The following is a 13197-nucleotide window of genomic DNA, read 5'->3' as shown; positions in this document are numbered from 1 at the left end:
CGATTGGTTAGATCGCAAATCGCCTCCCGGAAAATCCAGGACTTGATCAGACATCAAAAAAGTGAGGTCGTATGCACGAACTTTCGCTCGCCGACGTGCCGTCGCGAATTGGCCAGGAGCTCGGTAAATCCGAATGGATCACCGTCGATCAAACTACAATCGATCTCTTTGCCGATGCGACACACGATCATCAATTCATCCACGTGCACCCGGAACGCGCGGCAGTCGAAAGCCCGTTTGGTGGCACTATCGCTCACGGCTTCCTGACACTCTCGCTTCTGTCGGCGATGAACTTCAGCGGCATGCCAAAGATCCGCGAGCAGACCATGGGCCTTAACTACGGCTTAGACCGGGTGCGTTTCATGTCACCAGTTAAGACCGGCAGCCGTGTGCGCGGTCGCTTCGTTCTCTCTGAATGTCAATTTCGCGGCGCAAGCATGCTGGTGACTACCTACGAGGTTACGGTGGAGATCGAGAACGAGAACCGACCGGCACTCACTGCTAATTGGATCACTATCATTCAGTTTGATCCGAACGACAGGCCTAAAGGGATTTGACGCCAGCTCGCGCCAGCGGGTGTCGACTTGTTGTTTTGGCTGCACGCGATTTCGTAGTGTCACGCCGGAATTCTCGATCTGCTGCGTCGGCAATTGCGCGCTGGCATCATCCTTTGGGCAGGCGAAACGGGTTTGAGTTGAATTTCGCTGTAATGGAGGCTGATTGATTGCATTCGTTCCGTCTGGCCGCTGCGGTGTTGCCGCTACTTTTGTCATCTTGCATGCTCGGGCCCGACCATGCACCGCCGGAAACGCCTTTGCCGGAGAAGTTTTCCGAGGGTGCAAAACAGAGCGCCGGCGATGTTGCGGTGTCGGCGTGGTGGGATTCGTTTTCAGATCGTACGCTCAACCAGTACGTTGCCTCCGGCCTGGATGAGAACCTCAGTGTTCAGCAGGCGCTCGAAAGGGTTAATGCCGCCGCCGCGGACGTCACCATCGCTGGCGCCGGGGGCCTTCCCAAGGCATCACACACGACAAGCGGCGAGATCGGCAAAGGGGGAGATATCACGAGCACACAGAATATCTCCAGCGTGCAACTATCGTTGACCTGGCTGCTGGACGTATTCGGTCAGTACCGGCGCAGCACTGAAAGCGCACTGGCTTCTCTTGATTCTGCGCATGCGGCTGTCGACGCCGCAAAGCTAGCTCTAATCAAAGATCTTGTTTCCTCCTACATCGACGCCCGGTACTACCAGCAGCGCGTCTCGATTTCCCGAGCGAACCTGAAGTCCCGCCAGGAGACCTACGATTTCACGAATCTTCAAGTCGAAGCGGGAGCGGCTTCCCGGCAGGATGTCTTGCAAGCCGAAGGACTTGTCCGATCGACGATTGCCGAAATACCAAGGCTAGAACTGAATTTTCGCGTGTCGGCGCATCACATTGCGGCCCTCCTCGCTTTGCCGTCGGAAACAGTGATCAAGCAACTGCAGAAAAGTGAAGGGCAGCCGGTCTATCGCGGAAAGATCAATGCCGGCATTCCCGCCGATCTTATTCGCAATCGATTCGATATTCGCCAGGCTGAACGGGATCTCGCCGCCGCGACTGCACAGATCGGCGTGGCGGAAGCACAGCTTTACCCCGCGATAACGCTCTCCGGCTCGATCACCCCTTCCTATATCAAGCAGCGCGGCCGTCACGGGGGTATCTTGAAATGGTCCTTCGGGCCGAGCCTTGACCTCCCAATTCTGGACGGCGGCCGTTTGCGGGCAAACGTGGAGACTTCTAAATCGGACGCCGCAGCAGCCTACATAAGCTGGAAATTAACCGTCCTGACAGCTGTGCAGGAAGTCGAGGACGCTTTGACAGCCGTCCGACGCGACGTTCACACAGAGAACTCACGTCGCAGGCAAGTAGAAACGATCGAAGAAGCACTGAAGCTTTCGACGGCCTCGTACACGGATGGCGCCTCTTCTCTCCTCGATGTTCTCGAAGCGCAAAGGCAGGTGTCCAGCGCTCAGGCGAGCCTCGCTGCGGCGATCCAGCAACTGGCCAAGGATCACGTGCGGTTGAATGTAGCAATCCGCGGTGGTTTTGCGGCTCCCAAAGTCGCGTCACCCAGGGAGGCCTCGACGGTTGCAGCCGCAAATGCAAACATCCAATCCGCACATTCGCCATAGCCGAGCGCTGGATGCGGGATGGTTTAACCTGATCAAGTCATTAGCGCGCCAGCGCCTGAGTTGTATTGGCGCCGGCCGGGAGGTCGTCCAATCGCGGCACATGCCCTTCACCACCTCCCGCTTACGAGCAGGGCTTAGAGCTAATGGGATGGTCCGCCCTGTCTCCCGAGAGCATAACGGAGGTGGGCAAAGGAGGGCTGAAATTATGGATCGCAACCAACTGCGCCAATGCGCCGTCTTCGGCATCGATATCGGAAAGAACCTCTTCCACGTGGTCGGCCTGGATAGTTCCGGCGCGAGACGCTACTGCAGTTCTTCGAACGAGCGAACAGAACGCTTGTCGGAATGGAATCCCGTCCGGGTTCCCAATGGCTTGCGCCAAGTTGCAGACGATGGGGCATTCCGTCCGCATCATCCCGGCGCAGTGAAGTCTACGCAAAATCGAACAAGAATGACATCATCGATGCTGCGGCGATCGCAGAAGCTGCAAGGCGACCGACGATGCGCTTCGTTGGCATTAAGCAAGCCGATCAGGTCGATCTTCAGATGTTGCATTGGGTGCGTATTCCGATGAAACCGGCCACCGATTCCGATTTGAAGCCGGCTATTTTTCGGGCTGATCCTGGGTCTGTTTGATGTTTGGATCGGGTTTTGTGTCAGGTCAAGCTTTGCTGTGTTTCAAGCGCCATCGGTGAACGCTGTTTGCGCATACTTTCGCCAATGAGATCGATGCCTCGGCGTTGTGAACGAGGCGATCCAGTATCGCATCGGCGGCGTTGGGTTTGAAATAATTTCCCACCAGCGATCCAGGGGCACCTGGCTTGTGACGATCGTCGAGCGACGCTCGTAGCGGTCTTCGATGATCTCGAGAAGATCGCGGCGCTGATCATCGTTGAGTTTTTCCGGTCCCTAGTCATCGAGGATCAGCAGGTCGGTCTTGGCGATAGATTTGGGGATTCTGCCGTATCGCCCGTCACCCCTTGCAAGCGCGAGCGTGGCGAACAGCCGGGGAACGCGGTGGTATGCAACGGAGAAATCCTCGCGGCATGCTTTGACCGATGGATGCGGCCCAGCGCCGAAAGCGATCTGGTGTCCACTCAGCGTATCGCCGGTGGGAACTGGGCATGTGATCTGGGTCGGTTCCATGACGACAGCCGCCATAGCGGCGCTGATGGACGGCGATGCGCTTGCCGCGGTAAAAGATCTCGATGGTGCGCGCCGTTGCTCTAAGATCGACCTGCTGGCGAATGAGGGCATGAGGGACGGAATAGAAGAAGCTTTTGAACTCGACGTGATAATCGGTCGAGACACGGAGCAGACGCCATTCGGCGAATTCGTAGTTTCACCCGGGAGGCTAGCGAGCGCAGCACGTTCGACACGTTCAAATACTTGCCGCCGGGTAAACACCCAATCGACGCATGAGGTGATCGTTGATGCGATCAAGTGCCAATAGCGGCATTGGCCTCAGCCAGCGAGAAGAAAGTCAGCTTGCGCAACCGCCCCAGGATGCAGGTGGCGCATGGCGGCGTCGTCATCGGCGACGAGAACTTGTTTCAATGGCGTACCTTTACTGGTGCAGTCGATCAATAAAATCACGTCGTTTCTATTTTCAGTTCCCTGCGCCATGTTGGAAAAGAGAAGCGCCCCAAGGGTGGAACGCTCCTCGGATCATCGAATTAAATGAAGCCGAAATTTTCCGCCGTAAGCGAGGTAAGATCCGACATGTCGTGCAGATTGTCGACATGAGCGAAGGCATGCGCGTGGTTCGCAGAATCGACATAGGCTAGTGTCGCACCGTGAGTTTCGCCATCTTGACCGAGAGTTTTTTGATCATGGAAGACAATGATGTCACCGCGGGCTTCGTGATCAATAGCAGTCGCGGCGGCAGCGGCAGACGCAAAGCCTCGATCAGTGATTACCACGACGTGCTCGCCGTGCGCGCCTTCGGCCGCGCCGTTGTAGAAGGTGTCCACAAATTCGCCCGGAAAGCCCTTGGAATGATTGATGAAATTTGCATCAAACAGATTCCGGTCACCACCGAAATCTGCGGCGTCCAGGACAAAGCGGTCCTGCTTCGTGTCGAAATCCATCACACTCGTATAGCAGTGCGTTGTTCCAACCATAGGGTCGTGGAACCGAAACACGAAGGCGTCGCCGTCGTCGCCGCCAGTCAGAACATCTGCGCCGTCACCAGCCACAAGTATATCGCTGCCAGGGCCGGCGTAGAGCACGTCATCGCCCTCGCCGCTATGCGGTATTACGCGGTGAGGGTCGGTACGTATAAGGGGTAGGAGGCGTCGCTGTACAAGAGATCGTCACCACCGTCGGCATGGATTACGTCTGAGCCTTTCCCGGCCCAGACAATGTCATGGCCCGGACCGGCCGTGATGCTGTCTTGGCCGTCACCAGCTTTGATCCGATCATCGCCGTTGCCGGCATCAATCCAGTCGTTCTTCTTGCCGCCATCGATTATGTCGTTTTCAGGGGATCCTTTGATAAAACTGCCGTTATCACTGCCTTTGATATTCATCGCATATACTCCTTATTAGGCAACGGGCGCCGCCTGTGCCCCTTATCTTTTCCAAGAGCGAATTAGTGAAATCCATTGTTTTGATATGACCTATTTGAATGACGGATGCGAAAATGTTTATCTCGGCCGCACGGCACGCCCTTCGTAGTTGGCCGGCAGATATGAAAACGACTGGGGGCTATGACGATCGGCGGCCGTTGACGAAGGCCACAACTTCTTCCCTCGTATACGCTGAAGACAAATCTGCAGAGCACCTGATCTCAGGGTGCTTTGCAGATCGAAAACCTCAGCTCCAGGCGTGGAGCGGTGGCTTCTCGCCGTTCAGGAAATACTTACCCAAAATGGCGTACTTCCAGCGGACGGGTCGTGCAGAGTATGGGTGCGGGCGTTGCGCCAGTGGCGATCAAGCCCGTGCTCTGCAAGGGTCGAGCGCGTTGAGTATCTTCGCTTCGGCGGTAACGATCTGGGCTTCCGCAACGGCTCAGGAAGAACAAATTGCGATGCTGATCACCAGCAGGAACAGCGCCGAGATACTGGTCTCGACGACGCCGTCAATGTTCTGAATATCCTCACTAAACTATAATATATTTGAAAATATATGACGTATAAGTTTGCTTTAAATGGCGAAGTATCAATCCATTACCGATTTTTGATATAACATAAACGAATATACGATTAAATATATCCTCTGCATCTCTTGTCTTAAATCAGGTAATTGTAGAGAGTCTGCTTATGAAAGCAGGTATGACAATGCTGAAATATTCAACAAGGGCTGTCGCAGGGAGGAACGTCGGGGGCTATGGTCCAGGAGGAAGGCTCCAGCACAGCAGGGACAACGCCTCCTATGTCCCGAAGAGCGTCGGGTCGACTCAAGACCCAACGGACGCGAGGCGAAACTTGATCCAGTCGAGCGATTTGGCTTTTCTCATGGAAGCTCATGATGCCCTCTCCGCGAGTAAGGCGTGGTTTGCAGACCCTTGCGCGTCCAGCCCAGCACCGGATGTTAGTTTCGTTCGTTATCGAGTTACATATGTCGCTAATTAAAAGAAAAATCTTCTCCGTGGGCGTCTCGATGCTAATGGCATGCGGCGCGTCGGCGGCCGATCTAGCTGACCACAGCGTTCCGAGCGCCCCCTCTTATGACGCACCGGGAACCTTCTCGTGGGCCGGGGCTTACGCCGGTCTTCATGGAGGTGTCGCGGCCTCCAAATTCAACCCGTTCAACAATGGTCGCGCCCCAGCGGTGGGCGCTCAGGTAGGTTACAATTTCCAGGCTGGATCGGGCGTTTTCGGCGCAGAACTGGAAGGCTCTTACTTGAACAACGAAGTACGTGTGCCCGTCGGCAACGTGGAAAGCCGCTTCCGAGGTGCCGCGAAAGCGAAGGCTGGCTTGGGCTTTGATCGCACTTTCGTCTACGGCACCGCGGGCGCCACAACGACCGAGTTCGAGGGCCACCGCCTCGTATCCGGATCGGACAAATGGAAATCCGGGCCGGATAGCTGGAAACACGGCTACCTCTTTGGTGGCGGCGTCGAGCACGCGTTTTCGGGCGGCGTGTCGGCAAAGATCGAGTACAACTACGTCATTAACAACGCCGTCCCGACCACGAGTGGAGGCATCAGCTCAAGGTCCGACCTCAACGATAATGTAATTGAGGCGGGCCTAAACTTTCGCTTCTGACGAATTCGTCTGAAGCCTTGAGCAAAACCCAAATACAAGGCAACCGCCCGCACGATCAGCCATGCCTCGAACAATGCCGGCGCTTGAAACCATCCATCGATTGCCGCTTCAGCTTTTCGGCAATAGCATTCAGAATCATCGGCTCGCTCCACAACTTTCGGAACGGCAATCATCTTCCCATGTCAACATACCGTTGAGCGCCAAAATTTGCGACAGGCCCTGCTTTGAAGTTCTCAGTCGTCTGCCGTACGGTTCCGAGTGAATGCGAAGCTATGGCGATCGGGCTGACGCACTCGGTTAAAATTGACGGCTCGAATTGTTTTTCAGACGAGCGGCGCCAAACGGTTTGCCGAGGACGATCCCGCCTGAAGATGCGCTTTTTGGTTGTATGCATCAAGGGTATATAATATGGTTTTCAGAGTTTAGCTGCCCACGGAACTGGACACTCACTGCTTAGATGTGAGGAAGTTAATCTTGCACCGAACCGGGAGGTTGTCGTGAAGGAAGAATCCTCAGCGGTCTCGAATCTGGTGTTCGATTTCCTGTCAGAGTCAGCCAGCGCAAAGAGCAAAGACGATGTGTTACTCTTATTTGGAAAAATTTCGCAGTATTTCGGGTTTAGTTATTTCGCGATATCCGGCATCCCCTCGCCTATTGAGCGAATTGATTCCTATTTCGTTTTGGGCAATTGGTCAGTCGGGTGGTTTGATCGTTATCGTGAAAACAATTATGTCCACGCCGACCCCATAGTGCATCTTAGCAAGACATGCGATCACGCATTTGTTTGGTCGGAAGCTCTGCGAGATCAAAAACTCGATCGGCAGAGCCGTCGTGTCATGGATGAGGCACGCGAATTCAAGTTGATTGACGGCTTCAGCGTTCCTTTACACACTGCCGCTGGGTTTCAATCGATTGTCAGTTTTGGAGCGGAAAAGGTAGAGCTCTCAACCTGCGACCGAAGCGCGCTCTATCTGATGGCGGCTTACGCGCACAGCTTGCTCCGCGCCCAAATTGGGAATGATGCCAGTCGAAAAATTCAGGCCTTACCCATGATCACAACGCGAGAGCGCGAAATCATCCATTGGTGTGCCGCAGGCAAAACAGCAATAGAGATCGCAACGATTCTCGGACGATCCCATCGAACCATTCAAAATGTCATTTTGAACATCCAGCGAAAGCTCAATGTGGTTAATACACCTCAGATGATTGCCGAAAGCTTTCGTCTCAGAATCATTCGCTGAAGCATATGGAGTTTTCGGCCACTTCAAAGATCGGGCCTGTTGGATCACGACAGCCATCATGATCAGATAGTAGCCCCGTTGAAATGCAGAGCTAAATCTGCGTCTGAATTGATAGACAGGCGCAACACAGTTTTCGGTAGGTCGAGCAGGCAGCATCGATTGGGGGGCTGCGAGGACGTGCTTTGAATTTGTTTCCCCAGAAGTCGTCCAATGACCGCCTACCGCCAGACGGCCCCCCCGAATTGACCAGTCGCGTCTTTTGGGGTGATCCCCGACAGATCGCAGTGGTTGGCATTTTCTGGTCGGGCAGCTTGGATCAGCCGCGCACTTTTAACCGGCGCATTTATCATGCAATACGCGTTAAAGCGTGCGGGTAGCCCTGGCGTTGTATTCGCCTGGTTGCCATTTGGCCTGCAGTTGACGCTTGCCCCCTCCAAACGCCCCGATGGATCCACGGGCTCACCGCTGAAGTGTAACCGGTGTTTCCATCACACCACCGAATCCGTTCGTCCGTTGCAGAGATCGCGCCATCCCTTCATAGTTGCAGGCGTATGAGGGCGGATAGCGATGCTTAGAAGGAAATACGATGCGAAGGTGACACGAGAACTCGCGGTGATGAGGATCGTGTTTGCATTGATCGGGTTAGTTGCCTGCGTGGCTATCCTTGGTTTTTATCTGTGGCGGCTCCAGAATTTTGAGCGGTCCGTCGCAACGGTCGAAGCCGTTTGGGACGAAGAAGTGAATCGTCGCGGGACGACAATCGTAACGATGGCAGACCTATCTTTCTCAAGGACTGCGCCCATGGGGGAGGCAATTGCTTGCAGGCACCAGTTTGAGATCGGCACGCCTCGTGACGGTTTTAAAGTCGGAGATAAGCTTGACATTGTACCAGCAACTGGAACTTGCCAGAGGGTCGACATCATTGGCCGAAGCGGTGTGAACCCTTAGACTTTCGCGACGACTCTTCTGTGTGTCAGCGTCTTGGCGCTTTCCAAGGCAAGAGTTCCTCGATCCGGCTCTGCTTGTGGCCACTGACGATGGCGGTGAGCGTGGCGGTCAGGTAGGCCTGCGGATCGACGGCATTGAGCTTGCAAGTCTCAATGAGCGAGGCGATTGTCGCCCAGTTCTCGGCACCTGTATCATGACCCGCGAAGAGCGCGTTCTTGCGATTGAGGGCAATCGGCCGGATGGTCCGCTCGACGGCGTTGTTGTCGATCTCGATGCGGCCGTCGGTCAGGAAGAGCTTCAGACCATCCCAGTATTTGGCAATGTAGGCCAAGGCTTCGCCGAGTGGGGACTTAGTTGAGACATGGGCGCGGTGATGGACAAGCCAGGTTTGCATGTCGGCGACCAGCGGCGCTGACCGCTCCTGCCGTCCAGCGAGACGAGCCTGCGGATCACGGCCGCGCAGTTCGGCCTCGATGCGATACAGTTCACCGATCTGTTTGACGCCGTCCTCGGCAATCGGTGCTGAGCCGTTGCGGGTGATCTCCACCAGCTTGCGGCGGGCATGCGCCCAGCAATAGGCAAGCCGAATGTCGGACCCAACACGCTCTGGCGCGATCAGCCTGTTGTATCCGGCATAGCCATCGACCTGCAGGATGCCGGAGAAGCCCTGCAATATCCGTTCGGCATGAATGCCTCCTCGACCGGGAGCGTAGGTGAAGGCGACGCCCGGCGGAGCACCACCGCCCCAAGTACGATCATCTCGTGCCAGCGCCCAGAAGTATCCGGTCTTGGTCTTGCGGGAGCCGGGATCGAGAACCGGTACACGGGTCTCATCCATGAACAGCTTGGTCGAGCGCTTCAGGTCGGCAACCAGCGCATCGAAGACGGGACGCAATTCGAACGCAGCCCGGCCGACCCAGTCGGCAAGCGTTGAGCGATCCAAATCGATGCCTTGGCGGCTCATGATCTGGGCCTGCCGATACAACGGAAGGTGATCGGCATATTTGGAAACCAGCACATGGGCGACGGTCGCTTCCGTCGGCAGTCCTGCCTGGATCAGCCGCGCTGGAGCTGGAGCCTGAACGACACCGTCAGTGCAGGCGCGGCAGGCATATTTGGGGCGACGGGTAACAATGACGCGGAACTGCGCCGGGACCACGTCCAGCCGCTCGGAGACATCCTCGCCGATGCAATGCAGACAACCGCCGCAGGCGCAGATCAGGCTTGCTGGTTCGATGACCTCTTCAACACGGGGAAGATGCCTTGGAAGGGAGCCACGATTTGTCGCGCGGGGCTTGCTGATCCTGTTTCCAGGAGGACCGTCCGCCTCATCCTCGGCATGGATCGCTGCCATCGCCGTTTCCAGGTCCTCCAGTGCCAGATCGAATTGGTCGGGATCAGTCTTCTCGGACTTTCTCCCGAAGGCTGCCTGTTTGAAGGCGGCGACCAGCTTCTCAAGCCGTTCGATCCGCTCATCCTTGCGGCCAATCTGGGCGTCTTTACCTGCCTCGCTCAGCCGCGCCGCAATCAGCATCGCCTTCAGGGCGGCAACATCATCGGGAAGGTCGGCGGCATCCAGCATGGGCGAAAACTATCAAATCCTGAGCCGACTTGCCTGTGGAATTTGCCGTGCTGAGTCATCGTGCCGCAGCTATTCGATGGCCTCCGGTGTTCTCGTTTGGACGGCATGAACTCGCCGCCAATCAAGGCCTGCAAACAGGGCCTCGAACTGGGCATGTGTCAGCGTCATCAGGCCATCCTTGATGCCGGGCCAGGTGAACGTGTGCTCTTCCAGCCTTTTGTAGGCCATGACGATCCCAGAGCCATCCCAGTAGATCAGCTTCAACCGGTCCGTCTTACGTGACCGGAACACAAAGACCGTTCCGGTGAACGGGTCCTTGTGCAACTCGTTCTTCACCAGCGCCGCCAATCCGTCATGACCCTTGCGGAAATCCACGGGTTTGGTGGCCACCATGATCCGAACGCGGTTCGATGGAAAGATCATATTGTCGCCGCCAGGGCGCGGGCGATGGCAGCGATCCGGGACGCGGACGCACCTTCCTCCAAGCGGATCGTAACAGTGCCTACGACGATCTCGGGGCGACCAATCGCTTTCGGCGGAGGCACGGAAACTGGCGGATCAACGATCACCGCCGCGAACTCTACCGCATCCTCCGGTGCTGGCAGGATCAGCTTGCCCTGCCGAGCCATCGTCCGCCAGGTGGAAAGGCTGTTGGCTCGCAATCCATAGCGTTGCGCAACTTCATTGACCGTCGTACCAGGCCGCAAACTTTCCGAAACAATCTTCGCCTTGATCTCATCAGGCCAATGTCGGTGAACCTCACGTCCAGGCTTCCTGGTTGTGAGAAACTCCAATGAGGTCTCCATGGAGAAACTCCCGTTCTTCATCCATGAAAACCTCGATCACAGATCAGGCGGAGAAGGACAATGTGGAGACAGAACACCGGTTACGCTGAAGTCGCATGTTTTCCCGGTTGACGTTCCCGGATTTCCAACCGGACCGGCAAGCGTGACGCCGCGGATCACGACGCCAGTTTCTACGGGCTTCGCCCCCACCTTGCCTTTTTGCTGCTCCTCAGCCGCGGCACCCTGCGCGAACGTGACGGTCAGAGCGAAAGCAGCTAGCCATCCGAAAGCTCTCAAAGTAGCAGTCATTAAGGTTCTCCTCTTTTGCCGGCCGGCAAGATGTCGCTTCCGGACCGATGTCTCTAAATCGAATGAAAGGACCTACACCCCTTTCAAGTTACCGAAACTTGATCAGGTAGTTCACGGCCACGTTCTTGGGACGCGTCTCAAGAGCTGTGCGTGCCGGATTTTCGGGTGAACCTGTCGATTTGCTTGAGATGGAAGTTCCGGCGGCATTGCCCTGCTGCGAAATTCCCGCCGGCGTCGTTATCTCATAGGGATGCGCGTGAACTTGCAGAGCATCGCATTGGAGTGATCCAACAACATTCGCAACATTATTGCCGGTTGGATCTAGCCGTCGTTTCGCGTCAGGGTCCATACCGCCACCGGCATCGAAACCGCGCAGGAACAGCCCACGGTAGTCTGGAATCCGAAATTCCAGATCGGCCGTAGAATTCCGCTCTCCATAGAGTCCGCCGAGAACGGCGTAGAGTTCTGGATAGACGGCTGCCCTGAGATAGCGTCCATCGCAAAGCATCCATCCCTGGGCTTCGACGTAGCTGATAGGAGCTTCCGCATTTGTACCCGCAGCCTCGCCAGAGCTTGCGCAGGGCGTGTTGCTCCAGATTGTATTGACCGAGCTCGAGATAGGGGCAACTTGCCCCGCAAAGGGACACACCGCACCGATTGGAGGCCCTGCAAACATCGTTGGTTCCTCGGGCAATATTGATGTGTGAGGAAAGGAGTGCCAATTATCAGCAACAACAGGCACTCCCATGCATCAGTTCCGCCCTGACGGGCGGAGCTGAAGCCAATTCACCCTGCCATCAAGCCGGGTTGATATCCCAGGTATTGTCCTCTTGGAGCACGCCTACGAGATTGAAGACGGCAGAGGGAAACTTGGCTTCCCTGGTCTGGGTGATCGTGTCGATGCTGAGCACCGACCCGATAGTGACATTCGTTCCCGCCGCAATCCAATAGCTCGGAGTTGGCGTGAACGTGTGGAGCAGATTGGTGCCCGCTTGTGCAACATAAGTCCCTGTTCCGGACATGCCGATGCCCACGGAGAACCGGTTGTTTGGCACATTGCCAGCATCGTTGATGACCAGTGATCCTGCAGGATCCCCCTTGATCGGCGCGGTCAGGCCAGGTCCATCGCTTAATGAAAAAGTAGTGGTGTTTCTCCCGCTGGGGCTGCAGTCCTCCACCCCGGAGGCAAAAAAGTCCACGCCAGGAATCAGTTGTCCCGTGTCGCTCCAGACGAAATTATAGGCGAGCTCCCAAGTGAACTTGATTTGATTGCCAACCCGAATTTGATACGGAGAGCAGAACCATGCCAAGGAGAAGACATTGGCAACAGGTTGAGGCATCTTTTGATAGACATAGAAGGTCCAAGGTTGCGCCGATTGATTCTTCAGCAATAACGAATATTGCGTTCCTTGGGCAAGCGCTGCGCTTCCCGGCTGTGATGCACGGGCATGATCCGTCATTTCCTTGTCTACGTAGCTGACATGCAAGGACATTTAACTCTCCCTTTTCCATTGATTTTGTGTCTTCACGCCAGGACTGATCCAATCGCTTGGACCGCTTCTTGGCCCAGCTCCAACTGAGGCGAGTGTTATTGGAGACACCAATTCAGCTATAATCATTTCCGGGTGACGTAAATGAGTAGATTTACTCCCTGACAGACCACGATTAACCCATAGGCATGCCCCCGAAACCCGGGACGGTAAGAGCGGCCGAAGTCTATTTGGTCGGTAGCAGATAAGCACCGGCCGAGATGGCTTTCTAACGTGATCCCATCAACGAAAAGCGGCCTGAGAGGCGGCTTGATCGAGCCCCTGGCGTCTTTGACGCACACCGTATGCTCTGCAAATTTACTCTAGCGGTACGAGATGATGGCATTCTTAAGCCCGTTTTGGCGATCTTTCCGTTACCGCCATTTCCCATGCCGCGGGGGATTGTTTGATTTCAAACC

10 protein-coding genes and 5 pseudogenes are annotated in these 13197 nt (G+C 55.8%); 5 read left to right on the top strand and 10 right to left on the bottom strand.

Annotated features, from left to right (window positions below):
- Positions 1–71 precede the first annotated feature (71 nt).
- The 3 genes and pseudogenes from RlegSU303_RS26875 to RlegSU303_RS34595 all read left to right on the top strand — a co-directional run.
- On the top strand, positions 72–557 hold the full coding sequence (locus tag RlegSU303_RS26875; protein ID WP_011654219.1) for a MaoC family dehydratase: 486 nt from the start codon (positions 72–74) through the stop codon (positions 555–557).
- Between the two features lie 167 nt (positions 558–724).
- Positions 725–2173 carry an efflux transporter outer membrane subunit gene (locus RlegSU303_RS26870; protein WP_011654218.1) on the top strand — a complete coding sequence of 483 codons (1449 nt, stop codon included), beginning with the start codon at positions 725–727 and terminating at the stop codon, positions 2171–2173.
- A gap of 205 nt (positions 2174–2378) precedes the next feature.
- A pseudogene (locus RlegSU303_RS34595) lies at positions 2379–2737 on the top strand (IS110 family transposase); the annotation flags it as partial.
- Between the two features lie 92 nt (positions 2738–2829).
- Here RlegSU303_RS34595 and RlegSU303_RS26860 read toward each other — a convergent pair.
- The 4 genes and pseudogenes from RlegSU303_RS26860 to RlegSU303_RS26840 all read right to left on the bottom strand — a co-directional run.
- A pseudogene (locus RlegSU303_RS26860) lies at positions 2830–3226 on the bottom strand (ATP-binding protein); the annotation flags it as partial.
- Positions 3147–3491, bottom strand: a complete 345-nt coding sequence (locus tag RlegSU303_RS34590; protein ID WP_371316936.1) for a Mu transposase domain-containing protein — start codon at positions 3489–3491, stop codon at positions 3147–3149. The gene RlegSU303_RS34590 and the pseudogene RlegSU303_RS26860, both read right to left, overlap by 80 nt.
- A 358-nt stretch (positions 3492–3849) precedes the next feature.
- Positions 3850–4703, bottom strand: a pseudogene (locus RlegSU303_RS34415) (calcium-binding protein).
- A 286-nt stretch (positions 4704–4989) separates the two neighbouring features.
- Positions 4990–5138 (bottom strand): annotated as a pseudogene (locus RlegSU303_RS26840) (SfnB family sulfur acquisition oxidoreductase); the annotation flags it as partial.
- Positions 5139–5733: 595 nt separating this feature from the next.
- On the opposite strand from RlegSU303_RS26840, the gene RlegSU303_RS26835 reads away from it, so the two are divergent.
- On the top strand, positions 5734–6384 hold the full coding sequence (locus RlegSU303_RS26835) for an outer membrane protein (RefSeq protein ID WP_231283859.1): 651 nt from the start codon (positions 5734–5736) through the stop codon (positions 6382–6384).
- Here RlegSU303_RS26835 and RlegSU303_RS26830 read toward each other — a convergent pair.
- A pseudogene (locus RlegSU303_RS26830) lies at positions 6381–6523 on the bottom strand (IS6 family transposase); the annotation flags it as partial. The gene RlegSU303_RS26835 and the pseudogene RlegSU303_RS26830 sit on opposite strands and share 4 nt — an antisense overlap.
- Before the next feature lie 358 nt (positions 6524–6881).
- Here RlegSU303_RS26830 and RlegSU303_RS26825 point away from each other — a divergent pair.
- Complete coding sequence (locus RlegSU303_RS26825) at positions 6882–7625, top strand: helix-turn-helix transcriptional regulator (RefSeq protein ID WP_003551769.1); 744 nt, start codon at positions 6882–6884, stop codon at positions 7623–7625.
- 973 nt (positions 7626–8598) lie between these two features.
- Here RlegSU303_RS26825 and tnpC read toward each other — a convergent pair.
- From tnpC to RlegSU303_RS26800, 5 genes are all read right to left on the bottom strand, one after another.
- Positions 8599–10155 carry an IS66 family transposase gene (gene tnpC, locus RlegSU303_RS26820; RefSeq protein WP_231283600.1) on the bottom strand — a complete coding sequence of 519 codons (1557 nt, stop codon included), beginning with the start codon at positions 10153–10155 and terminating at the stop codon, positions 8599–8601.
- 69 nt (positions 10156–10224) lie between these two features.
- On the bottom strand, positions 10225–10578 hold the full coding sequence (tnpB, locus tag RlegSU303_RS26815; protein WP_222356307.1) for an IS66 family insertion sequence element accessory protein TnpB: 354 nt from the start codon (positions 10576–10578) through the stop codon (positions 10225–10227).
- Positions 10575–10961, bottom strand: a complete 387-nt coding sequence (gene tnpA / locus RlegSU303_RS26810; protein ID WP_231283601.1) for an IS66-like element accessory protein TnpA — start codon at positions 10959–10961, stop codon at positions 10575–10577. Before tnpA ends, tnpB begins: the two co-directional genes overlap by 4 nt.
- 376 nt (positions 10962–11337) lie before the next feature.
- Complete coding sequence (locus RlegSU303_RS26805; RefSeq protein ID WP_077978095.1) at positions 11338–11925, bottom strand: tail fiber protein; 588 nt, start codon at positions 11923–11925, stop codon at positions 11338–11340.
- Between the two features lie 121 nt (positions 11926–12046).
- Positions 12047–12742 carry a protein RhiA gene (locus RlegSU303_RS26800; RefSeq protein WP_011654211.1) on the bottom strand — a complete coding sequence of 232 codons (696 nt, stop codon included), beginning with the start codon at positions 12740–12742 and terminating at the stop codon, positions 12047–12049.
- Positions 12743–13197: the final 455 nt, after the last annotated feature.

The organism is Rhizobium sp. SU303, assembly GCF_021052345.1.
Lineage (GTDB): Bacteria > Pseudomonadota > Alphaproteobacteria > Rhizobiales > Rhizobiaceae > Rhizobium > Rhizobium laguerreae.
The sequence above is the reverse complement of the archived record's forward strand: the minus strand, read 5'-3'. Positions and strand labels throughout refer to the sequence as shown.

Coding starts and splice junctions, on each gene's coding strand:
- tnpA (WP_231283601.1), bottom strand. CDS start 10,961: ATGGAGACCTCATTGGAGTTTCTCACAACCAGGAAGCCTGGACGTGAG.
- RlegSU303_RS26800 (WP_011654211.1), bottom strand. CDS start 12,742: ATGTCCTTGCATGTCAGCTACGTAGACAAGGAAATGACGGATCATGCC.
- tnpC (WP_231283600.1), bottom strand. CDS start 10,155: ATGCTGGATGCCGCCGACCTTCCCGATGATGTTGCCGCCCTGAAGGCG.
- RlegSU303_RS26805 (WP_077978095.1), bottom strand. CDS start 11,925: ATGTTTGCAGGGCCTCCAATCGGTGCGGTGTGTCCCTTTGCGGGGCAA.
- tnpB (WP_222356307.1), bottom strand. CDS start 10,578: ATGATCTTTCCATCGAACCGCGTTCGGATCATGGTGGCCACCAAACCC.
- RlegSU303_RS26835 (WP_231283859.1), top strand. CDS start 5,734: ATGTCGCTAATTAAAAGAAAAATCTTCTCCGTGGGCGTCTCGATGCTA.
- RlegSU303_RS26875 (WP_011654219.1), top strand. CDS start 72: ATGCACGAACTTTCGCTCGCCGACGTGCCGTCGCGAATTGGCCAGGAG.